The organism is Nonomuraea maheshkhaliensis (assembly GCF_039529435.1).
Taxonomy (GTDB): Bacteria; Actinomycetota; Actinomycetes; order Streptosporangiales; family Streptosporangiaceae; genus Nonomuraea; species Nonomuraea maheshkhaliensis.
This window is the reverse complement of record NZ_BAAAMU010000147.1, coordinates 1-24,740: the sequence shown is the minus strand read 5'-3', so window position 1 is coordinate 24,740 and position 24,740 is coordinate 1. Positions and strand designations below refer to the sequence as shown.

Below are 24,740 nucleotides of genomic sequence, written 5' to 3'. Positions count from 1 at the left end.
TACAGCGAGAGATCAAAGCACAGCAGAGATCATTCTGTTAGGACCTCTAAGCCCTTGTCAGTCCTATAACACTGGCCCCAGGACGATCGCAGGGCTCTGTTGAGAGTGTACCGCACCATCGAGTTACGTTGAGGGCCACGAGGATTCCGGACAGCTGCAGGGACATCAACGCCTCCCGAACAGCGGAAAGCTCCGTACCTGATTAATCCGAGGCATACGTCTCTCCATCGCCCGGAAGTGCTGCACAGCCACTCGCACTAACGCGAGCCGAGATGTGCAATGTTCAGTCGATATGCTATTCGTCCTCGTCCGGCGGATACAGGCGGTCGAAGGCCTTCCCGGTCAGAAGGGAGAAAGCTGCAGCGACGATCCAAGGATCAATTCCGGTCCCGAGGTTGAGAACTTCGGCGTACTCCCTGAAGTTCAGGGCCGTATCGCCGCAGGCAGCCATGACGATGGCGAAAACCGCCACCGTCACAGCCCTTCGGCGAAGCGCTCTCGAACTGGCCGCAGCAGCGACCGACCTCCCCGCCACGATTGCGCCAGGCGCTTGGGAGGGAACAGCCTCAGGCATTTGCTTGAACAAGCTCGGGTCCGGCCATAGTACGGAGTAGGAGTAATTGGAGCGCACCAATGTCGACCGCGTCAGCACACTGGACGTTGTTGACTGCGGCGGAGTTTGCACAAGCTGATTCGCCATCCTGTGTTGGCAGGACGTCATGGTCAAAGCAGCTACGTGACCGATCAGTTTCGCTGCCCCAACTGCCATGGGAACGAGGGACATGAGAAAGAGAAAACCGCCTCCGCCGGCATTAGGAGCCATCGACGGCGCAGGCGGCCGACCCGTGGGCACTCGCGATCCCCACAAGACGCTTATCGTAGCGACCGCGACGGTTGCAAGTGTCATTCGTCGACACTACCTCTCACTACCCCCATGCCGCCTGGCGTTTGCACAGCCCAGAGAGCAGCCCCATCCGGGCGTGGCACAATCGGGGGATCGTCAAGGCCGACGGCCTGGATGCCGCGCCCGTGTAACGGCTTGTCCTACATTTCGTCGGGGCGAGTGGTGTGGCCTTCGCCGACATCGAAGTCAAGGAGATGATCGCGCGGTCGGTGGAGGTCCGAAGGACGGAGCGTGCGTGATCAAGTGGGTCGGCCTGCTTGTTGGGGCGATGGGCGTGACGGTGTCCGGCTGCGGCTCGGATGCCGAGAGGGTCGCTGTGGGGGCTGCTTCGGTGGGTGCGATGACATCGGCGAGGGTCACGTCCTTGACCGGCGCCTCGGTGACGTGGACGCGAGAAGGAGTTGCCGGGCTGTTCTTGAACGCAACGCAAGCAGGGCTGGGTGGGGGAGAGGAACGCAGTCTCCCACAGGGGACGACGGCGTCGATGGATGTCTGTGTGCCGCTGGACATGTTCAAGGTTCCCCGGGTGGCTGTTGATCCACGGTTCGCCACCGTCGTGAGAGAGATAGGCCTGCCGGGTAAGGGGCGGATCATCCAGCAGGGATGGGTTTTGCCGAGTGCGGTCCAAGCCGAACGCGTGATGCGGGCGGTGGACAAGAAGTTGGGCGCCTGTCGCTATTCCGGGGCGGCGCCGGTGTCCTTGCGGCCGGGGCAGAGGCTGTGGGGGAAGTCTGTTGTCCACTCTTACCCTCGCGACTTGAACGGCTGGAAGGGCTATCGGATCGAGCAGACGGCCAAGGCGGATGGCGAGCGCGTCTCCGTAGGTACCGGGGTGGTGCTTCATCGCGGTCCGGTGGTGTTGCGGCTGGAGTATGTGAATTACGTGCCGCGGACGGCGGAGGGTGCGTTGCGGACCTACAACATGGGGATCTTGCGCAAGGTGCTCATGCGCCGGGTTTAAGGCGAAAGGTGTCAAAACTGGGCTCAAGGGTCTGACCTGCCTCTTTATGACTGCATCCGTTGATCAGCCAGCGCGCTGGTACCCGTTGATCAGCCCGCCGAGAACGTGACGACGCTCGATCCGGCACCGGCAGCGGGGTCAGGTTGGAGTCATCATTGGTGGGAACTCGGAGGGTGAAAGGGCGGTGCGGCCGGTGGCGAATGTAATGATCGGCGTATTCGTCCAGCACGGTGCGAAGGTGCCGTTCGCCGAAGATCAGCAGCCGGTGCGTGTCTGGTGTCACCAGTCGGTGGGCACGCAGGCCGCCAGCAACCCTCTGGCCAGGGCGGACAGCACTGCTCGGTTCGCCCCTGACAGCCTTGGACGGTGAATCTGACGGCGCAGCGCGGTGACCTCGTGCCGCAGGACGAGGATCTCCATGTTCTTGGACGCGTCGCTACGGGGCAGCAACGTCAGCCAACCCACGATGCGATAGAAGATCAGATAGAAGAGACAGCGCGTCACGAACCTCGAGCATGCCTCATCCAGGCCGCTGCTTCGGCCAAGAAGCCGGGACAAACCGCAGCTCGCGACCGTGAACGGAGTATTGACACCCTTCACCCGGTGGGGCTGTCCCTTTTCCCACCCTGAAACCGAGGGATTGAGGAGCTCGCCCTGGGGGCGCCTATGTACCCATCGGGGAATATCCCGGGCCAATCGGACGATCAGAGCGCGGATCTCTTCGGGGATTGTGGCCGGCCCTGTTGGCGGGGTAGGTCCGCTTCTTCCTGACCAGTCTGCGATATTAGGCCAGCACCGTGCCGGGCGTCACGATGCGATGCGGTCGAAGGCGAGCGGGTAACAGCCTGACCAGCGCGGCCGTAGCGCCCGATCGGCCCGGTTCGGCCTGGGGTGGGCGACCTGGCGAGGCAACACCGCGATCTCATGCCGCAACCAAGATCTCCACCTCTTGTGAGGCGCTGCCCCGTGTGAGCAGCACCAGCCAGCCGAACACCTTGACCGCCAGCAAATACAGAAGTCGAAACAGTACGAGAGCCAAGCCTAGAAGACCAGGTCAGACCCGCTGCACCAGTTCCGGCACTGGACAGATCTCGGGCGCCAAGCGTCTCTTCCTTGATCATCACATCCGCCGTCGGTGCCATAGCAAGCACGACAGGGATGCCCTTTGTCCGCTACGGAGCGTTGCGTGCCTGATAGGGCTGTTTGTCATTTTGTGATGATCGCCTATCTTGTCCGATTGGTCGGATTTCCTTACTTTGGGTGTCGGAAGTGATCGACTCCGAGCTGCACAACCCGGGAAGGGTGTGGCGGAGAGCGACGGCTGCCGCCATGTTTGGTGTCCTTCGTTGTGGTTCGGAGCGTGATTCACTATGCGTCGGTTCTTTTCGCGTGCTGCCGCTGTCCGGTCGGCGGCTCTCGTCCTGCTTACCAGCTTGCCGGGGTTGGTCCCACTGGCCGCGCTTCCGGCCTACGCCCAAGTGGCTTGGGGCGGCGAGGTGGTTTCTGTGCAGGCAAGTGCGGTAGTGCCGAAACAGCAGCGGGGTTCGGCAGGTGTTCTGCCAAGCCTGACCGCCGCTCCGGCGATGGTAGCGACGTCGGCGGTGGATCCACCCGTACGGGGAGCTCTGCCGGCGGATGGTGGTGCGTGGCCACGGACGGCGTTGAAGGCAAGGTCGGGTTCGGAGGCGCAGTTACCCGGAGGTGCCCGGCGTGCTGAACAACAGGATCGAGCTTTCGCGGCGGACACCTTCCCGCTGATCGATGATGTGTATCCCGACGCGGGTTCCTTGGTGGGAACGACGACTCCGCTGCTTACTGTGCGGGCCAGGCGGGTGAACCAACCCGAGGACCCTTTCAGCCCGTTGAATCATACGTACCACATCTGTGAGAAGCCGGAAGAGGACGAGGAAGACTCTGGTTCTCCTTCGCCCACTCCGCCTTGCTGGAACTCTGGCGCCCTGCCGGACGAGGGCACTTGGCGTGTACCCGCGGGCAGGCTGGAGTGGGGCAAGCAGTACGAGTGGTGGGTCCGTATCGTGGACTCGGAAAGCAAAGCGGTCGCCACGAGCGACAAGCAGCTCATCCTTTTGGGTGCGCGTCAGCCGATCAACAGTTCTCATCTGGGCGATCGCGTCGAGGGGGAGCAGGAGTTCTCGCTGGTCAGCGGGAACTACACCACGGCTATGAAGGACGCCCAGGTTCAGACCGCTGGGCCGGCCCTCACGGTGGAGCGCACCTACAACAGCATGGATACGCGCACCAGCGGGATTTTCGGTGCTGGCTGGTCGACGGCCTGGGACATGAATGTGGTGGCCGAGCGATCCGGGACGACGGTCACTGGGCTGCTGGTCACCTACGCTGACGGTCGGCGAGTCCGGTTCGCGGCCAAGGGCGATGGTGGCTATCAGCCCCCGCCGGGGATGAAAGACACGCTGGAGGATGCGGATGGCGGCGGATGGCGGCTGAAGGACACCGCCTTGATGTCGTACGTGTTCAACACCGCTGGCCGGCTGCTGAAAATCGAAGACAATCGCGGGCGGGCGCAAACCCTCAACTACAAGCCCGAGGGAACCTTCGACACAGTGTCCGGGACCGGTGGCCGGGCACTGCACTTGACCTGGAACGGCTCGCGGGTAGCGACGGTGTCCACTGACCCGGTGGACGGCAAGGCACTGACCTGGACCTACACCTACACCGGTGACAATCTGACGTCGGTGTGCGCGCCAGCTGCGGCGCAGAACTGCACCAGCTACAGCTACGGTGACGGCTCCCGTTACAAGGGCCTGGTGCTGGACTCCGAACCGGTGGGGTATTGGCGGCTGGGCGACGCGCAGCACGAACCGGCCGCCAACCTGGGAACTGACGGCGGCACCGGCATCTACGACAACGTCACCGTGGGTCAGCCGGGCGCACTTGAGGGCAGCACTGACACCGCGGCAGGCTTCACGAAGTCCACAATGATGCTGCCCCTCTCCATGCTGGACCGACTTCGGGATCAGGTGTCCCTTGAGGGCTGGATCAAGACCACGCAGCCTGGCGTGATCTTCTCGGCTGACGAACTGGTTAGTGGCGGTGCCGGTGCGACACAGCCGGTCCTCTATGTGGGCATGGACGGTAAGCTGCGGGGCCAGTTGGGCTTAGTGGACGGCGAGTATACGCCGATCACATCGACCGGCCCGGTCAACGATGATCAATGGCACCACGTGGCACTCACCGTGACGAGCGACAAGCAGAAGCTCTACCTCGATGGCCAGGTCGTGGGGGAACTGAGTGGGCCGCTCTGGAATGAGATCCGCCAGTACGCCTACGTGGGCAGCGGCTACCGCGCCAACTCCTGGTCCAGCGTCCCCGGAGGGCCGCGCACATCGGGCGCATGGCCCTTTCAGGGCTCAATCGACGAATTCGCGCTGTACCGCAAGCCGCTGACGGACGCCGAGGTGCAGTCTCACTGGAGCGCCCGGACAAAGATCAGCCACAAGATGTCCCAGGCCACGCTACCGTCCGGCCGAATCTGGGCCAACAACACCTACCACCCGGCAACCGACCGGCTCCTGACACACACTGACCGGCATGGTGGTACCTGGAAGCTCGGTGACGCCCAGATCGACTGGTCTGAGTACCTCTACAAGATTGCCCTCACCGATCCACGCGGTAACGGTCTGTCCTACGCCTATGACACACTGCGCAATGCGCGACTTGCGTACATTACTGACCAGATCGGCGCCAAGACCAGCTACGACTACGACACCGGTGGATTCAAGGTAAAGCTAACCGATCCGAACGGAAACGTGTTCCAGCGGTGGAACGACAAACGCGGCAACATCATTAAAGGCAAGTCCTGCCGCCAGGCGCGCAATTGTCAATACATCTACATGAGCTACTACGTCAACGAGGACGACGAGTTCGACCAGCGCAACGACAAATTGCGGACTTTCCGCGATCCCCGCTCCGCTGACGAGACTGACAACACCTACGCGACCACCTTCGAATACAATAGTCACGGCGAGTCGACCAAACAGACCACCCCGGCCACGCCCGATTTCCCTAACGGCCGCTCCACCGTGGTCTCCTACACCGAGGGCAGCGAGCCCGCCGATGGTGGAGGCACTGTCCCAGCAGGCATGGAAAAGACCCGGACCGACGCGCGGGGCAATACCTGGTCCTATGCTTACACCGCCGCAGGCGACCTGGCCAAGCAGACCGACCCCCTGGGATTGGTGACCACGCTCGATTATGACGAGATCGGCCGGTTACGTTCCACCACGAAGGTGTCGGAATCCGTCCCGGACGGTGTCACGACATCTGTCGCCTACGATGCAGCCGGTCGCGTGGCCATGGTGACGGGTGCCGCAGTCGAGAACGAGATCACCGGCGTCACCCACACGGCCCGTACCACCTACGCCTACGACTTGGACGGCAACAAGCTGTCGGAGGCTATCACCGACCTGACCGGCAGCGACGCCGAAAGGAAAACCGTCTACACCTACGATGATCACGGTCGGGTGAACGCGACCACCGATCCTGAGGGCGGCGTGACCCGCCAGAGCTGGGACACTCTCGGCTTGAAAGCGACGTCAACGGACGCCCGCGGGACCGTCTTCGTGTATGGCTACAGCAATCGAGGAGAGCTGACCACCACCACGCTGAAGGGATGGACCGGCAGCCCAGTCGATCCGCAGCCGGCCAAAGACATCGTGCTCGAGAGTCGCAGTTACGACAGCGGGGGGCGACTTGTCGCCCAAGTGGATGCGATGGGCCGAAAAACCTCCTACAGCTATTTCGGCGACGACTTGCTTGCAATGAAGATCGGCGACGACGTTGCGCTCAATGGTGCTCCCGAGACCAAGGATGTGGTACTGGAGGCTAATACCTACGACGCGGCAGGCCACCTAGTACAGCAGGTCACGGGCGGAAATAAAGAGGTGACCACGGCGTTTGCGTACGACGCCGCAAGCCGCTTGTCCTCCCAGACACTCGACCCTTCTGGCCTCAACCGCAAGACCAGCTTCACTTATGACGCCAACGACAACGTCATCAAATCCATGCTCGCGGGGGCAGGTGCCACGCGAACCGAGACTAAAGAGTTCGCCTACAACAAGCTCAACAAGCCGACCCGGCAGAGCATCGAGAACGGCGACCGTGACGTCGTCTCCACCACCACCTACGACGACCGCGGCCTGCCTGTCGCCATCACCGACCCGCGCGGCAACGCCGACGGCGCTACCGCCGCCGACTACACCACGACGATGCGCTACGACATCCTCGACCGGCTGGTGGAGACGAAGGCGCCGCAGGTGCAGGTGGACAAGAACGGTGCAGCCACCGCAGCCCGCCCGTCCGCCGTAGTGGGTTATGACACGGTAGGCAACCAGACACACGAGCGTGACGCGGAAGGCCGTGTCCTCAGCTCGACCTTCGACAAGGCTGGCCGACTGACCAGTATCACCGCGCCCGCCTACACACCGCCTGGCGGCAATGCGATCACCTCCACCATCCAGCACGCCTATGACAAGGCTGGACAGCTCATCCGCACCACCGAGCCGCGTGGCTACATCACCTCCTACGAGTACGATCAGCTCGGTCGTCAGGTCCGTATCACCGATCCCGCTCCCGACGGCCAGACTCCTGGCACCAGGGTGTCCGAGTACGACATGGCGGGCCAGCAACTGTTCAGCGTTGACGCCACCGGCGCCCGAACTGGGGCCACCTATGACGACCTCGGTCGGCAGATCACCGCTACTCAGATCGAGCGCAAGCCGTCCAGCGTTGTTTACACCACCAATATGGAGTATGACGAGGCAGGTCGGTTGGCTAAGCGAATCGCCCCGGGCGGTATGGCTATCAGCTACGCGTACAACGCGGCCAACGAGACTGAGACGATTACCGACCCAGGAACCAGAGTCACCATGGCTCATGACCTGGCGGGGCGCTTGGTCAAGACAACCGATGCCCTCGGGAACGCCACAATCGCCGAATATGACCTGGCTGGCCGCAAGACCACGGTCAAGGATGTGGATTCTGCGGGTACCGTGCTGCGTACCTACAGCTTCGGATATGACCAGGCCGGCAACCAGACCAGCACCATCTCACCCGAAGGGCATCTCACTAAGCAGACCTTCGATGCTCTGGGCCGGGTCACTTCACTGATCGAGCCGGTTTCGGACAGCAAGTCGATCACCACCACCTTCGGCTACGATGCCGCCGGCGCACGCACGCGCCTGACCGACGGACGCGGCAACGCCACCTGGACCAGCTACAACAGCCTGGGCCTGGCGGAAACGGTGACGGAACCGGCCACTACGGCGCATCCGGATGCAGCCGACCGCACCTGGACCCACCTCTACGACGCGGCAGGCAACCAAACAGCCACCATCCAGCCTGGCGGGGTCCGCATCGACCGCACCTACGACCACCTGAACCGACTCACCACGGAGAACGGATCAGGTGGCGGCGCGGCGACGGCCGAGCGCACCTTCGCCTACGACCTGGCCGGCCGCCGCACCACTGCCGGTGACCTGACCATCGACTACAACGACCGCAACTTGCCACTCAGGGTCTCCCGTGGCGCCGTGCAGGAGACCGCCTACAGCTACGACGGCCTGGGCAACCCGACCCAGCGTATCGACGCCGCAGGCACCGCCAGCTTCACCTACGACACCGCCAACCGGTTGAAAACCGTCACCGACCCGGTCACCAACCGGACGCTGACCTATGGTTACGACGCGGTCAGCAGGTTGAAGACCATCACTGCCACCAGCGGCACAGCCAGTACCCAGACCATCGACTACGACAACTTGAACCGCGTCACCGCCCAGACGCTGAAAAACGGCTCCGGAACTCAACTCGCCACGATTTCCTACGGGTGGGACAAGGACGACAACCTCACCACCAAGACCACCACTGGCACCGCCGGAGCGGGCACCAACACCTACGCCTACGACCACGCCGGTCGGCTCACCTCCTGGACAGCCCCTGGCGGCGCAGTCACCGCCTACGAATGGGACGCCGCCGGCAACCGCACCAAAGCGGGCGACAAGACCTTCACCTACGACGAGCGCAACCGCCTCACCTCAGGTGACGGCACCGAATACACCTACACGCCACGCGGCACCATGGCCACCAGCAACAAGGCGGGCTCTACCACGCAGTACACGTTCGACGCCTTCGACCGGCTCATCGCCGACGGCGACAGCCTCTACGCTTACGATGCCCTCGACCGCGTAGCCTCCCGCATCAGCGGCACCGCCAAGCAGACCTTCGCTTACAGCGGGCTGGGGAACGACCTGGCAGCCATCAGCGGCGGCGCTCAGGCAAAGTACTCGCGCGACCCATTTGGCGCCCTTGTCGGTCTTCAGGAAGGAACCGCTCCTGCGGTCGCGACTCTGAGCGACCTCCACGGTGACCTCGTGGCCACATACACAGCCACCGGCCTTGTTAGTTCCACCAGCTACGACCCCTTCGGCGAAACCGCGGCCCAAACCGGAGATCCGACTAGCCTCGGATATCAGGGGGAATACACGGACCCGGACACCGGCAAGGTCAACATGCACGCCCGCTGGTACCAGCCCGGCACTGGCACCTTCACCAGTCGCGATACCTGGACGCTGGAACCGAACCCGTCCGTGCAGGCCAACCGCTACACCTACGCCAATGCCTCACCGCTCACAGGTACGGATCCGACCGGTCACACGGTGCTGAACGATATCGATGGCGGCATGGGAGATCGCGGCGACGGCAGCCACTGCAGCATGTACGGTGACTGCGACGAGCAATGGGTGCCCGACGTGGGCTTCAACCCCGAATTCGACGAGGAGGAAGCGCGCCGCATCAACGTTGTTCACGAAGGGCTTGGTGCAGGCCGGAACGCGCCAAGCAGCGACTTCTGGGCGGATAATTCAGAACGCGGCAAACGGGCTAGGCGCAACTTCGTCGCTTTTTACAATCCCATGGATCCGAACCAGGATGAAGACATTCTTTGGCGGCAAGCGAAGGCCGCCAGCGCCAGCAATTGCGTCTGTCTGGTAGATGCCGTGTCGGTCGTGGGATGCGAAGCTCTCTATGGAGCTAAAGCTTGTAAGGCAATGAAGAAAGCCGCCAAGCTCATCGGCGATGCCAAGGTCTACTATGACAGCTGCCTAAATGGCGATAAAAGTATGGATCAGTACCTGGCAGGTGCCTGCAATGGCATCGCAAAAAGGCTAGGCATCGGCCCTTCGGAATGGCTAGAGCTGAAGAAACTGCAGAATGCGGCACAGGACAAATCAGGGTCCTGGTTTTTCAAACTTCTCAGTGGCGTCAATGAGTTCATATGGGGTGACGCGATAGCCTGTAATAACGGCAGTGGAGCTGGTTGCTTTTTGATGATCGCGAACCTTCTGCCGGGTGGGGGTGCAGCCAAAGCCATCGGAAAGCTGGCGAAGTACTTGCCCGAGGTGGCTCGAGCCCTTCGCTCTGGCGCCGCGGCATGCAACAGCTTCCGAGGGGAAACTCTCGTATTGATGGCCGATGGCAGTCATAAGGCCATCAAGGACATCCGCCCCGGAGATCGGGTTGTTGCGACAGACCCGGTGAGCGGACAGACAGTAGCCAAAGAAGTCACCGATACGATCTTCGGTGCCGGGGCGAAAGAGCTGGTGCAGATCTCTGTCCGCTTGGAGAACGGAAGCGGAACGGCAGAGACCTCGATAGTGGCTACCGCCGGCCATCCCTTCTGGGTTCCTTCCCTGCAGGAATGGGTGGACGCAACTTATCTCCAGCCGGGAACGTGGCTCCGCACCTCTGCCGGAACCTGGGTCAAGGTCACCAGCGTAAAGCGATGGACGGCAGCGCAGCAGGTGTATAATCTGACCGTCGCCGACGTGCATACCTACTATGTTGGGGTAGGTGGCGTTAGCGTTCTGGTTCACAATGCCGAGCGCATTCCTTCGTTCGTCACTGAGATGCTCAGAAGGATTAAAGACGGCAGCCTTGGGCAGCGTACAAATCCTGATGGCAGTCTAGACTTCTATCGGTATAGGGAGCCGGATCGGCACACTGGGCTAGGGGGTGATCCGCGTAAAAATAGGTGGTGGGACGGGGCGAAGATCTACGGAGTTGAAGGAAATAATAGCTATAGAATTCTCGAAAAGGATGGCAAATATATGTGGGTCCAAAACCACAACTATAAAAACCTTAGATCGTTCTGCGATTAGCCTGCATTGCGAGTGAGTCATCCAATGAACGAGCAGTTGGTCACTGAACTCATGTCGAGCTTCGGCATGAAATTCCTTGGACCTAGAAGGCGAACGGGAATTCCTACCTGGGTGGCGTCGCTGGTGACGAGTGTCGGCCCGAGCGAGGGACGCTATGATCGCACGGTCAGCCGCAACAACCCCCATTCAGTCGAAATATTCAACCGTGACTGGTATGCGCTCTCCTCTGAGGTGGGGCTGTTTTCAGGCGAGCACCAATTCCTTGTATCGCTGGATCCAGGTATCGAGCCGGATTTTGACCGAGCTCGGGAGGCGTCCGATGACTCAACGGACCCGGCCTGGTGGGAATGCGAGTGGGGAGCGGTGGAGCTCCAAGCTGGATGGGATTTGGCTGGGCAAGGAGCAGCGTCCGGTGTCGTCGGCTCCGGACACGGCTATCCCGGATTTGTGATGTCTTCTATGAGCGGCTCGGTATTCGTCGTCGGAACGGTTTGGCAAGAGGAAATCGGCGTTGCGGTGTTGCCGAAACCTTACTGTTCCTCAACGCTGCAGGAGGCAGCACGACGATATCTGGCAGGGCGTCGAACGGCCTCAGAGAGGGAAGACTTGAAGGCCTGGCTTGCTCGTAGTGAGAAGTGTCCTCCTACGTAGACCTTGAATAAGTGCTGCCTGCCGAAAATTCTATCCATGCTGGTCAAGCGGCGTGTGAGTATTCGTGGAGGATGCCGCCGAGCCGGTCGCGTCGGCGTACATTCAGGTTGGTGATTCGCTTTGGATCCGTGATCGGATCGGGGGCGGTACGCAGCGGCGCTGCTTGGTCCAGGGCTTGGTGGACTCGGCGCTGGTTGTAGAAGCGTTCGTATTCGCGTAGGGCGCGCCGCAGGTACAGAGAATGAAAGTTCGGGGTGTAGAGCTCGGAATATTCGATTCATGCGCTGACCTGCAGTCCTCGGCAGGCTTGCAGACCTCGAGTGTTGCCGTCTGAGCGGTTGCTCAAAGCGGTTTGAGCGACTGCTTAAACCGTAAGGGCTGGAGATCCAGCGCGTCGAGCGAACCCGCAGGTCGGACCCGCGTTCCGCAGCTAATCCATGATCCAGGGCATGTTCGGGTGTGAATCCGCAGGTCGGTGGCTTGCGACTTGGTGGAAACGGCGAAAGGCCCTAGTGACACGACTTCAGCGATAACATCATCACGGCCTGCGCACACGCTGCTACGGTCTGGTGACATGTTCGTCAGGACCACGAGCCGGAAGAACAAAGACGGCACCACGGTGCGATACCTCCAACTCGCCCATAACGAGTGGGACCCCATCGCCAAAGCCGCCAAGATGAAAGTCCTGCACAACTTCGGCCGCGAAGACCAGATCGACCGCGCCGCCGTCGAACGCCTGGTCGGCTCGCTGTGCCGGCTGCTGGACCCGGGCCGCCGCCCTCACCTCGGGCGCGGAGCTGAGCTTCATCGGCTCGGCCGCCTACGGCGGCGTCTATCTCCTCGACCAGCTGTGGCGGCAGCTGAAGATCGACACAATCATGACGCGCATCCCGGCCTCCACCCAGCGCAGCCCGTTCACCGAACGGGTGCTGTTCGCGCTGGTCGCCAACTCTGAGCCCTGGACGCCTCCTCCAAGCTGGCCGCCTCCCACTGGATCGGCCGCAACGCCCACATCAACGGCCTGCCCGCCTGCAGCGACGATGCCTGCTACCGGGCCATGGACTGGCTGCACCAGGTCCAACACTCCGTGGAGCGCAAGGTGTTCGACCAGGTCGCCACCCTGCTCAACCTGGAAGTCGACCTGCTGTTCTTCGACACCACCTCCACCTACTTCGAGATCGACGAAGGCGATGAGCCGATCGCCCGCGACCAGCGCGGCGTCCCGCTGCCCGACCCCGGCAACACCGGTGAGGAGGACGGCGGCGGACCGGTGATGAAGGGCTTCCGCACCCACGGCAAGTCCAAGGACCACCGCGACGACCTGCCGCAGATCGTCATCGGCATGGCCGTCACCCGCGACGGCATCCCGGTCCGCATCTGGTCCTGGCCCGGCAGCACCACCGACACCACCCTGATCCGCCAGGTCAAGGACGACATGCGAGACTGGACCCTATCCAAGATCGTGTGGGTCGGTGACCGCGGCTTCGCCTCCGCCGACAACCGCCGCTACCTGCGCCAAGGCGACCACCACTACATCATCGGCGAACGGCTGCGCTCGGGCTCGGCCGAGGCCAAGGCCGCCCTGTCCCGCCAAGGCCGCTACCAGGACGTGGCCGAGAACCTGAAGGTCAAAGAGGTCCGAATCGGCGAGACCGACCGGTTCGTGATCTGCTTCAATCCCGACGGCGCCGAACGCGATGCGGCCATCCGGGAACGTCTGGTCACCCAGCTGGAGGAGCTGATCGCCGGCACCGACACGCTCAGCGCCACCAAACCCGGCCTGAACCGCTACCTGCGCACCACCCCCAACGGGCTGCTGCGCATCGACGCCGCCAAAGTTAAGGCCGAGACGAACCTGGACGGCAAGTACCTGCTGCGCTGCTCAGACCCCAAGCTGCCAGCCGAGGACATCGCCCTCGGCTACAAGCAACTGCTGGAGGTCGAGCGGGGCTGGCGCGACATGAAGCAGGTCATCGACCTGCGCCCGGTCTATCACCGCCTCGAGGAACGCATCCGCGCCCACGTCATCTTGTGCTGGCTGGCCCTGCTGCTGATCCGCATCATCGAGACCACCACCGGCACCACCTGGAGGCGCATCCGCGACGAGTTCGACCTCCTGACGGTCGCCACCTTCACCGGCCCGACCGGCACCTTCCGCCAGCGCGCCGGACTGACCAAGCCCCAGCGCGACATCCTGGCCAAACTCGACATCCCGACCCCAAAGAAGATCGTCGAAGCCAGTCCCGCCGCAGACGCCTGACCAGCCACGACGCTGGCACCTAGTGACACGCCGCATCAGCATGCCTGCAAGCATTTCCGCAGCTCAGGCCACGAGCTTGTCACTTCTAGTGTGTAAAGATCGTTCCTGATAGCGAGTGAGCGGTCTTTACCTGATTCGGCCTGGATAGGCGATGTCGAGCTCGATAAGTGCTTCGCGCCAGCCGATGGTGCGCTGACCCTCGATGAGACGGGCGGTGCTGGGCGAGTTTTTGATCTTGCCGGTCTTCTCCTTGTGCATGGCGCGTTCGCGGGCGCGTTTGTCCTCGATGTTGATGATGGCCAGCCACAGCAGTTTGACCACGGCGTCGTCGCCGGGGAAGTGTCCGCGGGCCTTGGTGACCTTGCGCAGCTGGTAGTTCAGGGACTCGATGCTGTTGGTGGTGTAGAGCAGCTTGCGGACCGCCGGGGAGAAGGCGAAGAACGGGGTGAAGCGGTCCCAGGCGGTCTCGAACACGCGGGCCGCCTGCGGATACCTCTCGCCCCAGGTGGAGGCGGTGAAGTCGGCCAGGGCGTCGAAGGCCGCCTGCTCGCTGGGCGCGGTGTAGATCTTCTTCAGATCGGCGGCCACCGCGGCGCGGTCGCGGCGGGCGACCGGCCGCAGCGCGTTGCGGATCAGGTGCACGACGCAGGCCTGCACGGTGGTGTGCGGGAACGCCGCGTGGATGGCGTCTTCGAAGCCGTTCAGGCCGTCGGTGCAGGCGATGATGATGTCGCGGACGCCGCGGTTGCGCAGGTCGGTCATCACCGCGTTCCAGAAGCGGGCCGATTCGCCGGCGGTGGCGGTATCGAGCGGGGTCTTGGCCAGCCAGATGCCCAGCACGTGTTTCTCGCCGTCGGCGTCGATGCCGACCGCCAGATAGGCGGGCTTGGCCTGGACGCTGTGGTTGTCGCGGACCTTGACCACGATGGCGTCCAGGAACACCACCGGGTAGGCGGGGTGGTTTCTAACACTGGTCGCGAACTAGCTGGTAGAGCCGTTGGTTAGCAATGCTCTCATGGCTTCGGCTGGTGTCCTATCTCCGAGGGCGAGGCGGGGTCGCTGGTTGAGTTGGGCGGCGACCGTCTGCAGGTCTTGGGCGGTATGGATCGACAGGTCGGTGTGTTTGGGGAAGTACTGGCGGATCAGTCCGTTGGTGTTCTCATTGAGGCCCCGCTGCCAGGGGGAATGCGGGTCGCAGAAATAGATGTCGAAGCCGGTCGCGGCGGCGGTCTGCTCATGCATCGACATCTCCCGGCCCTGGTCCCAGGTCAGGGTCTTGCGCCAACTCTCGGGCAGATGCCGGGTCTGCGCGATGAGCGCATCGCGCAGTTGCGGGGCCTTGTAGCCGTCCGGGAGATGCACCAGGATCAGAAACTTGGTGACCCTCTCCACCAGGGTGCCGATGGCCGTGGCACCACCCGGCGCCCCGTACTGGCCGATGATGAGGTCGCCTTCCCAATGTCCGGGGACCCGACGTTCAGTGACTTCAGCGGGACGCTGGTCGAGGAGCTTCATGTTCTTGATCTTGTTGGGGATTGCGACGCCCCGCCGGTGCGGCTTCCTGCGGGAGCGGCCGGTGCGGAGCTTTCCGGATCTGCAGCCGAGAAGGCCGGCGTAGAGGGCCTTGTAGATGCTCTCGGCGCAGACCTGCATGGCGCTCAGATCGGGGTAGGCACGGGTGAGGAACCGGGAGATCTGCTGCGGTGACCACTTCTCGGTCAGCTTGTCGCGCACGACCGTACGGAGCGGTTCGTGGCCCCGAATCTTCTCTTCCTTGGAACGGCCGCGACGGAGAAGCGCCTGGTTGTGGGCCCACCAGGGTTGGTAGCGGCCGTCGGACTTGCTGTTGCGCTGGATCTCTCGGTAGACCGTCTGGAAGCTCTTGCCGATCGAGGCGGCGATCTCCTTCACCCCGACCTTGGCGTGTATGCCGTCGGCGATGGCGATCCGGTCATCCTGGGTGAGGAAGCGGGCAGAGACGGGCGCGTCGGCGAGAACCATCCGACCAGCATCGATGAACCACAGCGACCCGCAGCTGGTCGACACACCGACCATCCGGGCCGCAGCAGCGCCCTTATGCCCCTCTCGCACCAACTCGAAGTAGCGCTTCTGAACCGACGAGGGAAGCTTGTTGTGAGCCCAACGAGGCATGCGAGGTTCTCCTTCGAGAAGGTTCGCAACCATCGATAGAACTCAAGCGGCCTCCAGCGGCCGTGCCTGCCAGGCGCGGACCTCTTCCAGCACGGCGTCGGTGATGTTGGAGATCGCCTCGTGGCTGAGTTCGACCTCATAGATCTGGCGTAGGTGGTGCTGGATGTCGCGCACGCTCATGCCGTGCGCGTACAGACTGATGATCATGTCGTTCAGGCCGCCAGAGATGCGGCCGGCCCGTTTGGGTACCAGCACCGGCTCGAAGGTGCCGGCCCGGTCGCGCGGGACGGCCAGCCGCACCGGCCCCACCCCGGTCTGCACCGTCTTGCCGATCCTGCCGTTGCGGGAGTTACCTGTCCCGTGACCGGCCGGATCATGCTTGCCGTAGCCCAGATGCGACGACAGCTCGGCCTCCAGCGCCCGTTCCGGCACCGCCTTGACCAGTTCGCCCAGCATCGAGCCGTCGCCGGTCAGCCGCAGCCCGCCCTTGCCGTCTTTCGAGCGCTCCAGCAGCAGATCCAGCACCTGATCGCCGAGCAGGTCCCGCAACGGCACCTCGCCGTCACGATGGGGGGATTTTTCCCCGCCATGATGAGCAGCCCGTGCCAAGCTTCCCGCCTGCTTGTGCTCTGGAGTGAAACTGGTGGTCAGAGCGGATGATCCCCGTGTGTTCGTCATGATGGACGCTCCCCCCCCGAAGCGTTAAGATGATCTATCTTGACTCATCTACCCATAGTGATCGTTTCCACACTTAGAGTGATACCCCCAGGCCACAGATCTGTGTGCTTTTCTCGCTACACATCTGCGGAAGGCGGGTCGGACGTTGCTAAATATTCGAGCCCCGCAGGCCCATGAACATCGAGCCAGGGGTTCCTTGGCGATGCCTTCGTCCTTCACGTCGACACGGGAGGGAATGTGTTCAGTCGCGTAGCACCTGCTGGGCCCGAGGTGACAGCTTCACGCGCGCCGCATCCTGGTTGTACGAGCTGACCTCATTGGAGTATTGGCGCCCTCGCCGGACGAAGGCGTCGACACCACCTTCCATGACGTTCTGAACATCGACGCGCACCTCAGGGACATCGATGGATCCAACGTGCGGGCGACCTGACGATTTCACGCGAATTGCGCCGTCTTTGTTCTCCAGCACGATGATGCGGTCGGCATTGCCCAGAACCGGAATATTGGGATTGTGGGTGATGATGATGAGCTGACGCATCCAGCGGCTTTCGCGTAGCTGGGCGACGATCAATTCGGAGATCAGGGTGGTGTCCAGGTCGTCTTCTGGCTGATCGAGGATCAACGGTTCGGTGCCGTGATGGAGAACAAAGCTCAACATCGCAGCGCTGCGTTGTCCGGGCGACCCGTGGAGAACGTCATGCCAGTCGTCATCCACCGAAGGATCACCGGCGTTCTTCAGGAACCGCATGGTGACTACATCATCGGCCATCGTCGTGGCGACCCTGATGCGAATGGCTCGGTCAACGCTGCTCCACTTGTTCCACCATGTCGGCCGGAGGCGTTCACCGGTATCCTCATGGATCCTCTGCGCCAGGCGCGTGTAGGAGTTTGCCACCAAGCCCTGCCTCCACAGGCTGATCCTGTCGTCCAACGACTCGGGGTGGCCGCCCCAGAGCCACTGCGCCAGGACTCGCACGTCTTCGACGTAGCCGTCGGACCGCAGGTTCAAGATCTGACGGACCGTCCGCGCCCAGCCCGGCCAATCTGCTTTGGGGCGCAGGTCAAACAGCAGCGACCCGCTGTCGGCCCGGATGCTTTCGACGAAGTGCAAACGGCGTTGACTGCGCCGCGTGTACACCAGTTCCAGCGCCTCCCAGTTCTCGCGGACGCGGTGGTGGAGGTCGGGCAGGCCGGCGGCGAGATCCGCCAAGTCCTGAAGACGCTTCTGCAGTGTGGTGTTCTCTTCACGAAGAGACAGGTATTGAGCCGGTTCCACTCCGAGTTCGTGGAGCTCCGCCTGGTATGCCGCATCGTCAGCCCGGGCTGCTTGGACTGCCTCAGCCCACACTCCTTCGCGCCGGGCAGTTCTGGCTTCCCCGACCTGCTCCCGTACCCGGCCCAAGGTGGCGATGAGCTCTTCCCGAAGATCCCGCTGGAGCAAGGCCCTTCCGCGTCAGAGTTTATGGGCTCTTGAGCACTCTCTGGGGAGCGGTTACCTGGAGTGACGTCGAGGGCAGTTGAAGGCCTTAGGCAAGCCCGGATGGGTGGAGATTTGGCAACTCGTCGCGTATGACGACGGCCGTTCTGTGACGATCTTGATCGCCAAGTTTGATCACCAACAACGGCGGCGGGGAGTCATCGTGCTGCATCCGGTCACCGGCGACCAGGCTCGTCTGCTGCGTGTGTTGTCCCGCACCTGGACGGGCTGGATTTCGAGCAGATCGAGGATGCGAACGGCAGAGTCCGGATCACGGCATGTACCGGAACCGAGCTGGCCATCTGCCCGCGCTGCGCCACACCGACTACTCAGGTGCATGACCGCTACCAGCGCCGTCTGCAGGATGTGTCATGCGGCGGGCGGCCGATCCAGGTCGCGTTAGAGGTCCGCCGGTTCGTCTGCGGCAGCGGTTCCTGCCCGGTCGTGACGTTCGCCGAACAGGTCGACGGGCTGACCGCCAAGCATCAGCGACGCACCGTGGGGCTCCGGGGTCTTCTGGAGCGGGTCGCGCTCGCGCTGGCCGGCAGCGCGGGCTCGCGTCTGGCGAGCGCGATGGGCCAGGTCGTCTCGCGCTTCACGCTGATCCGGATGATCCGGGCGTTGCCGGATCCTGAGGTCGGCCAGGTCACCGTCCTTGGAGTGGACGATTTCGCCAAGCGCAAGGGAGCCTCGTACGCGACCGTCCTGCTGGACATGGACAGCCACCAGGTCATCGACGTGCTCGATGGCCGGGAGGCAGGAACCTTCGCCGACTGGCTGCGCGCGCATCCGGGGATCGAAGTGATCTGCAGGGACAGGGGAGGTTCCTATGCGCTGGGAGCCCGGCAGGGCGCTCCCGATGCTCAGCAGGTGGCCGACCGGTTTCACCTGCTCCAGGACCTGGGCAAGGCGGTGGAGAAGACCGTCATCGCCCACCATGCCGCCCTGCACGACCCCGATCCCGACCCGCAGCACGGGCAGCCCGCGCCGACGGCAGCGGCGCCGCACCCTGCCGAGCCTGGCGCAGACCTCGCGCGGCCGCCCGCCGAACCAGACGGATACCGTGACGGTGCAGGCCAGCCCCGGCGGCTGGTCGCCCGGCACACCGAGCGGTACCAGGCGGTCCAAGCCCTGCTGGCCACGGGGCTGTCGCTCTCGGCGATCGGCCGCGAGCTGGGGTTGAACCGGCAAACCATAGCCCGGTTCGCCCGCGCCGAGAGCCTGGAGCAGGTGCTGTTCAAGGCCACTCACCGCGCTGGCATCCTGGACGACTTCAAGCCCTACCTCCACCAGCGGTGGAACCAAGGAGTCACCAACGCCGCCGCCCTGCATGCCGAGATCAAGAGCCGAGGCTGGCAGGGCAGCGCCGAAGCCGTCCGCGCCTACCTGCGGCAATACCGGCCCGACCCTGCCGACGACCGTCAGCGGCCCCGGCAGGCCCCCACCACAGTTGCCCCGCCCAAGCCCCGCCGGGTCGTCCGCTGGATCATGACTCACCCCGACCACCTGAAGGAAGCCGAGGCCGGACACCTCGCCAGGATCCTGGACCGCAGCCCCGAACTGGCCGCCACCGCCGGCCACGTCCGCGCCTTCGCCACCATGCTCACCGAACGCACCGGCCGGCAGCACCTGGACGACTGGCTCACCGCCGTCCGTGCCGATCCGCTGCCCGCCCTCCATTCCCTGGCCAACGGCATCGAACGCGACCACGCCGCCGTCCTGGCCGGGCTCACCCTGCCGTACTCATCAGGCGCTGTCGAGGGCACCATATGCAAGATCAAGTTCTGGAAGCGGCTCATGTTCGGCCGGGCCAACCTCGATCTACTCCGGAAGATGGCGCTTCACAACTGAGTCACCGAGCGTGACCACTTCCCAGAGAGTGCTCAAGAGCCCATAAACTCTGACGCGGAAGGGATGGGAGGAACGGCGCGGTCTGTCTGATCGTTGCCGCTCCGGCTCGTCGGTCGCTACCGCAACCACGCGTGCCGATACCTCATTGCCAGTTCACGCAGCCTTTCCCAACCTGAAGTTGCAGTCACGTCTACGGACCCGGTGTACGGGTTGGAGTACGCGCCGAGCACGGCGGCTGTCACTGATGGATGGTGCCGTCATGACCGGAGCACGGAATCCCTTCCGGGAAGCGCGGTGCAATGATCGAACATGTACTAGCCGTGCTCGGTGCGTGCTCGTATGCCCCGTCATGTGCCGTCAGGGCCCGGCACCACCTGGCATTCAATACATGCGGAGGTGGCACGAACTACCATCAAGCGGCATTGCGCGCCACTAAAGGATCTTGCTTCTAATCCGACGGTTGTCGGCTCGAGGTCTGCGGGGGTGCTTCTCCACCAGCGTAGGGCACCCGTCGCGGTCCCGCTGGACGAGGAGATGGGGCAGATGTGAGGCACAAGTGAGTTCGAGCCCGAGCTTGGATGCTGTTCTCATCACTAACCCGCCGTCTCTTGGGCAGCTTCGTGGGCCACCTCAGGCAGCGCCGAGACGTAGGTGTCGGTGGTCAGCCCGATGCTGGCGTGCTCGAGCATGGTCTCCACCACCTTCAGATCCGTGTGCGCGGTCAGCGCCAGAGTGACGGCGCCGTGCCTCAGGTCGTATAGCCGAATCGGCGGCTGTCCACAGACCGCCACCAACCGGCGGAACCGCCCTGTGAGGTAGTTCGCCCGTAGCGGCTCGCCCTCTGCGGTGGTGAACACGCATCCCAAGTTCCGCTGCGTGTTTTCGTGGTCGCCTTCAGGCCCACCCGCCGCTTGCGACGCCGTGATGTCGAACCGATCATTGCCGGTTCCTGACCACTGAGCTTGATCCGTGAAGACCTAGATCTGTCCAAGTCTTGGGTCGTCGCGTTGTCTCAACTCCGGACTCTGAGCCGGTATTTACAAGGGTGACAGGAGCAGGTTGGCTTCCGCCCGGCGTGGCAGTCGTGACCAGCGGATATCGCTTGACGGGTGCCATGAAGGTGGGCGTCGATACTGCCGCCCGGCCTCCCGCTACGTCCGTCAAGGGCGTCCTGTGGGTGGCGGGCGATGGACAAGGCGACAGCTCGACGAGAAAGGCCAGCCACCATGATGATCGGCACCATCTACAAGACTTGTTCCTGCCGGGATGAGGCGAGCGGGAAGAAGCTCGGCAAGAGCTGCCCGAAGCTCCGCCGCTCCGGGGGCAAGGGGGAGCGGTGGAGTCCCACGCACGGCACGTAGGTCTACCAGTTGGAGCTGCCCGCGCATGCGGACGGGCGGCGGCGCAACCCGTTGCGTCGCCAAGGCTTCACTGCGGTGGAGGAGGTGGAGGCGGAGCTGGAGCACGCCTGCGCGCTGCTGGCGCTGGATGAGGATCCGCAGGTCCGGCGGAAGGTCACCGACCTGATGCTGGCCGTCCTCAAGGATACCAAGGCGCTCCCGCCGGTGGAGGAGGTGCGGCGTAAGGTCCGTACTCACCAGGATCTGAACCCGACCGTGACGGTCGCGGAGTGGATGACCGAGTTCCTGCGCCGCAAGCGGAAGGTCGATCAGACGACGCGCCGCTCGTATGAGGCGCACATCCGGCTGTACTTCACGCCCTATCTGGGTGATATCCGGCTGGACCGGTTGCGGGTCTCCGATATCGCGGGCATGTTCGACGCGATTGAGGAGTTCAACGACGTCATCGTCACCGCCCGTGCCAGCGACGATCCTGACGAGCGGGCCAAGGTGCGGTACCGGCGGCTGGTCGGGCCGAGCACCATGCATCGCATCCGCGCGACCCCGGCATGCGCTGAACATCGCGATCAAGCAGGACCGGCTGATCGACTTCAACCCGGCAGCGGTGGTCGAGCTGCCGGATGCGGACAAGCCGAAGGCGCTGGTGTGGACCGACGAGCGGGTCGCCGCCTGGAATCAGGATCTGCATCAACGGCTGGCCGCCGAACAGCAGCGACGCGGCGGCCGGGTCAACCCGATCAACGTCTACATCTCCACCCCGCGACCCTCACCCGTCATGGTGTGGACCCCGGCTCACACGTCGACCTTCCTCGCTCAGGCGGCCGGTCATCGGCTGGCGGTGTTGTACCGGCTGATCGCGTTGCGCGGGCTGCGCCGGGGTGAGGCGGTGGGGTTGCGGTGGAAGGACGTCGACCTGAACGCTGGGACAGCCGGGGTGCACTGGCAGATCACCCAGCTGGGCTGGGAGACCATCCAGGGCAAGCCCAAGACCGAGGCCAGTGACCGCACTATCCCCCTGGACGCCGACACCGTCACCGCACTCCGCGGCCACCGCAAGGCGCAGACCGCCGAACGGCTGGCCGCAGGGGAGACCTGGCAAGACAGCGGATTCGTCTTCACCGACGAGATCGGCCGCCCGCTGCATCCGCAGCACGTTAGCGACCAGTCCTACCTGCTTTCTTACGAGGCGGGTCTACCACCGGTGCGGCTGCACGACCTCCGGCATGGGGCTGCGTCCCTGATGTTGGCCGCCGGAGTCGACCTGAAGATCGTGCAGGAGACGCTCGGGCACGTCTCCTCCGCCTTCACCCGCGACATCTACACCAGCGTCTACCCGGAGGTGGCCCGCGCGGCCGCTGAGTCTACCGCCGCCCTCATCAGAGCCGTGCCGGACACCGGTCACGCTCGCTTGATCACTTTGCCTGCTCGCCTCTGAGCATCCGTTAGTCCAAGCGAGGCCCGCAGCGCGAGCTGTGGGCCTCGTCGTTCGGAGTCGAAAGACCAGCGGATGAAAAGTCTGCTCGGTCACAAGGCGAGGGCGGGGGAACATGCTCAAGAACTAGCAGTTGACCGTGCCAGTGCTGTGACTTGGGGGAGCGGGCCGTGCAGGTGTTCCGGCTTGATCTTCTCTTGATCGTCGCTGAGGTCTGTCGTGACGGTGGCGGCCTGAATGATCTACCGGGTTGCACAACCCGCGCCGCCGAGCAATCAGCGAGCAACCAAGCATGATCAATAACGAGCTCCGAGGCTGGCGAGAACCGAGAAAACCCAGGTCGAACGCGGTATTGGTGAGTAGGGCGGGTGGGACTTGAACCCACGACCCACGGATTATGAGTCCGTGGATCAGCATGTTGGGCGATGCCGGGCTGTGTCAGTCTCAGGCGTTGGTGCAGGTAGGTGCGACGTCTGATGGTTGAAGCATGCCGAGGATGCCAAATCCAACCAGGGCCGTCTCAGACTGCCGGTCTCCCCACGGTCTCCCAGATTGAGGTCGTAAACAGGGCTGGCCGAGCCTCGATGAGGCGGCGTCATGAGGGCCGCGCCACGCCTCAGCCGACGTTCGGCGGAAACGCGGAGGAGCCCCTCGCCCTCGTGTTAGCGTCCACGAGAGTGGTGTACAGGTTTGAACTCGTTCGTCACCTTGATGCCCGTGAGGGAAGATCGATGTGACATGAGGGCGGCCACTCCGCGATCCTTTACAGCTGTCGAAGGCATAAGAAGGAGAACGAGAAGTGGCCGCTAAAGACATTCTGCCCGCTCAGGGTGAGTGGTTCGACGAGACCCTCGCTACGGCATCGCCGGATGTGCTGCGCGAGATGGTCGCGCGGATGGCGCAGATGATGATGGACGCCGAGTGCAGATCGTCCAGGTTGCGCGCGAGCCGGTCCATCGAGTGCACGATCACCGTGTCGCCGTCGCGGACGAAGCCAGCAATTCCTCCAGCTTCGGCCGGGCGGTGTCCCTGCCCGACACCTTGTCGGCGAAGGTCCGCTCGATCTCGATCCCGTACAGTTGCCGGACGGTGTTCTGATCGACGCTCGAGACCCTGATGTAGCCGACGCGCACCGCCGTACCCCTTCCACCTCACAACTGTCGAGCTGGAATCAAAAGAGCCCAGTAGACAGGCTTCAACAAACTTGGTTATCGACCCTTTCTTGACCTCGTTCACCTGTGCTCCCGGATGTGGTGTTGGGGTACACCCTTTCCGGACGGGCGAGCAGGAGTTCATGGCAGGGGCAGCAACGTCACCTCATCACCCGTCGGCGGTCGAAGGTGGTTCTATCATCCAGGCGGGGACGTTCTGACCGGTGACAAGGCGGAACTCATCTGCTACAGCGGTGGCGTCTCCTGTATGGGCGCGACGCAACAGGTCGACCACCCCCCTGACGATGTCCTGAGCGAGGTACTCAGGCAGTTCCTGCGACGCCAGCAACGCCACGACCAGCGGGGCGACGGCGGTACGGAATTGGGAGCCTTCGACAAGCACATATCCGCGAGCCGCGAGACTCCTGACATAGTCGGGCAGGTAGGCGTCCCTGTTGAGCTCGGTCAATTCGCCGTAGAGGCGGACGGCTTCCTCGCTGACCGGTACCGCTTCGGTCCGCCGCCCCACCTCCGCCAGCTGGATGGCGTGGTTGTTCAACGAGGTGGCCAGGTCGGGCAGGTAGGCGTCGCGGTTGAGCTCGGCCAGCTCCCGGCGCAGGCGGACGGCTTCCTCGCTGACCGGTACCGCTTCGGTCCGCCGTCCCACCTCCG

The 24,740-nt window shown here is 63.5% G+C and carries 13 protein-coding genes and 4 pseudogenes; 7 read left to right on the top strand and 10 right to left on the bottom strand.

The features are described 5' to 3' along the window. Window positions 1-295: 295 nt before the first annotated feature. On the bottom strand, window positions 296-472 hold the full coding sequence (locus ABFX54_RS49065; protein WP_346114046.1) for a hypothetical protein: 177 nt from the start codon (window positions 470-472) through the stop codon (window positions 296-298). 667 nt (window positions 473-1,139) lie between these two features. Here ABFX54_RS49065 and ABFX54_RS49060 point away from each other — a divergent pair. Then, window positions 1,140-1,865 carry a hypothetical protein gene (locus ABFX54_RS49060; protein WP_346114045.1) on the top strand — a complete coding sequence of 242 codons (726 nt, stop codon included), beginning with the start codon at window positions 1,140-1,142 and terminating at the stop codon, window positions 1,863-1,865. Between the two features lie 279 nt (window positions 1,866-2,144). On the opposite strand, the gene ABFX54_RS49055 is transcribed toward ABFX54_RS49060, so the two are convergent. Further along, entirely contained in the window at window positions 2,145-2,369 is a 225-nt protein-coding gene (locus ABFX54_RS49055; protein ID WP_346114043.1) for a hypothetical protein, read from the bottom strand. 938 nt (window positions 2,370-3,307) lie between these two features. On the opposite strand from ABFX54_RS49055, the gene ABFX54_RS49050 reads away from it, so the two are divergent. From ABFX54_RS49050 to ABFX54_RS49035, 3 genes and pseudogenes are all read left to right on the top strand, one after another. Beyond that, entirely contained in the window at window positions 3,308-11,056 is a 7,749-nt protein-coding gene (locus tag ABFX54_RS49050) for a polymorphic toxin-type HINT domain-containing protein (RefSeq protein ID WP_346114042.1), read from the top strand. A gap of 24 nt (window positions 11,057-11,080) precedes the next feature. Then, window positions 11,081-11,707 (top strand): hypothetical protein, encoded by a 627-nt coding sequence (locus tag ABFX54_RS49045; protein ID WP_346114041.1) that lies wholly within the window; start codon window positions 11,081-11,083, stop codon window positions 11,705-11,707. A gap of 574 nt (window positions 11,708-12,281) precedes the next feature. Then, window positions 12,282-13,967 (top strand): annotated as a pseudogene (locus ABFX54_RS49035) (IS1634 family transposase). 126 nt (window positions 13,968-14,093) lie between these two features. Here the strand turns inward: ABFX54_RS49035 and ABFX54_RS49030 are convergent. From ABFX54_RS49030 to ABFX54_RS49015, 4 genes and pseudogenes are all read right to left on the bottom strand, one after another. After that, window positions 14,094-14,918, bottom strand: a pseudogene (locus tag ABFX54_RS49030) (IS256 family transposase); the annotation flags it as partial. 30 nt (window positions 14,919-14,948) lie between these two features. Continuing rightward, window positions 14,949-16,118, bottom strand: a complete 1,170-nt coding sequence (locus tag ABFX54_RS49025; RefSeq protein ID WP_346114039.1) for an IS30 family transposase — start codon at window positions 16,116-16,118, stop codon at window positions 14,949-14,951. 51 nt (window positions 16,119-16,169) lie between these two features. Further along, window positions 16,170-16,667 (bottom strand): annotated as a pseudogene (locus ABFX54_RS49020) (transposase); the annotation flags it as partial. A 370-nt stretch (window positions 16,668-17,037) separates the two neighbouring features. Further along, the gene (locus ABFX54_RS49015) at window positions 17,038-18,237 is read right to left on the bottom strand and encodes an ATP-binding cassette domain-containing protein (RefSeq protein ID WP_346114038.1); all 1,200 of its coding nucleotides are present in this window, start codon (window positions 18,235-18,237) and stop codon (window positions 17,038-17,040) included. A gap of 255 nt (window positions 18,238-18,492) precedes the next feature. Here ABFX54_RS49015 and ABFX54_RS49010 point away from each other — a divergent pair, with 255 nt between their 5' ends. Further along, window positions 18,493-20,124: an ISL3 family transposase gene (locus ABFX54_RS49010; RefSeq protein WP_346114047.1), complete on the top strand. Its 1,632-nt coding sequence runs from the start codon at window positions 18,493-18,495 to the stop codon at window positions 20,122-20,124. 593 nt (window positions 20,125-20,717) lie between these two features. On the opposite strand, the gene ABFX54_RS49005 is transcribed toward ABFX54_RS49010, so the two are convergent. Next, window positions 20,718-20,981 carry a tyrosine-type recombinase/integrase gene (locus ABFX54_RS49005; RefSeq protein WP_346114036.1) on the bottom strand — a complete coding sequence of 88 codons (264 nt, stop codon included), beginning with the start codon at window positions 20,979-20,981 and terminating at the stop codon, window positions 20,718-20,720. Window positions 20,982-21,650: 669 nt separating this feature from the next. Here ABFX54_RS49005 and ABFX54_RS57300 point away from each other — a divergent pair. Then, a pseudogene (locus ABFX54_RS57300) lies at window positions 21,651-21,878 on the top strand (tyrosine-type recombinase/integrase); the annotation flags it as partial. A gap of 64 nt (window positions 21,879-21,942) precedes the next feature. Beyond that, window positions 21,943-22,920 (top strand): site-specific integrase, encoded by a 978-nt coding sequence (locus ABFX54_RS49000; protein ID WP_346114035.1) that lies wholly within the window; start codon window positions 21,943-21,945, stop codon window positions 22,918-22,920. Window positions 22,921-23,742: 822 nt separating this feature from the next. Here the strand turns inward: ABFX54_RS49000 and ABFX54_RS57295 are convergent. From ABFX54_RS57295 to ABFX54_RS48990, 3 genes are all read right to left on the bottom strand, one after another. After that, a complete protein-coding gene (locus tag ABFX54_RS57295) occupies window positions 23,743-23,874 on the bottom strand; it encodes a hypothetical protein (RefSeq protein ID WP_428834656.1) in 132 nt (43 codons plus the stop codon). A gap of 11 nt (window positions 23,875-23,885) precedes the next feature. Further along, window positions 23,886-24,050: a recombinase family protein gene (locus ABFX54_RS48995; RefSeq protein ID WP_428834655.1), complete on the bottom strand. Its 165-nt coding sequence runs from the start codon at window positions 24,048-24,050 to the stop codon at window positions 23,886-23,888. Between the two features lie 187 nt (window positions 24,051-24,237). Then, a partial coding sequence (locus tag ABFX54_RS48990) for a hypothetical protein (protein ID WP_346114034.1) occupies window positions 24,238-24,740 on the bottom strand: 503 nt, incomplete at its 5' end.